At 49.0% G+C, this 575-nt stretch carries 1 protein-coding gene; it reads left to right on the plus strand.

The features are described 5' to 3' along the window. Positions 1-575: AIR synthase-related protein (locus ACP45E_RS21915; RefSeq protein ID WP_347229992.1), on the plus strand; the 575-nt coding region annotated here is incomplete at both ends.

The raw sequence follows: 575 nt of genomic DNA on the forward strand, positions 1-575 counted from the left end.
CGGGCGCATCGACAGGTTCAGGCGGTGAAATCCGTGATGAAGGCGCGACAGGTATTGGTGGTAAGCCAAAAGCAGGTCTGGTTGCTTTCTCAGTATCTAACCTTAAGATCCCGAACTTCGTTCAACCTTGGGAAACTGACTTTGGTAAGCCGAGCCGTATTGTTACTGCTTTGGATATCATGCTTGAAGGACCTCTTGGTGGTGCAGCATTCAACAACGAATTTGGTCGCCCAAACCTATTAGGTTACTTCCGTACTTACGAAGAGAAAGTAAACTCTCACGCAGGTGAAGAAGTACGTGGTTACCACAAGCCAATCATGCTGGCTGGTGGTCTAGGTAACATTCGTGATGATCATGTTCAGAAGAAAGAGATCCCAGTAGGTGCAAGCCTAATCGTTCTTGGTGGTCCTGCGATGAACATCGGCCTTGGCGGCGGTGCGGCATCTTCAATGGATTCGGGTTCTTCTTCTGAAGATCTTGATTTCGCTTCTGTACAACGTGAAAACCCAGAGATGGAGCGTCGTTGTCAGGAAGTGATCGACCGTTGTTGGCAGCTAGGTGATGCGAACCCAATC

It is taken from the genome of Vibrio genomosp. F10 str. 9ZD137, assembly GCF_049974785.1.
Lineage (GTDB): Bacteria > Pseudomonadota > Gammaproteobacteria > Enterobacterales > Vibrionaceae > Vibrio.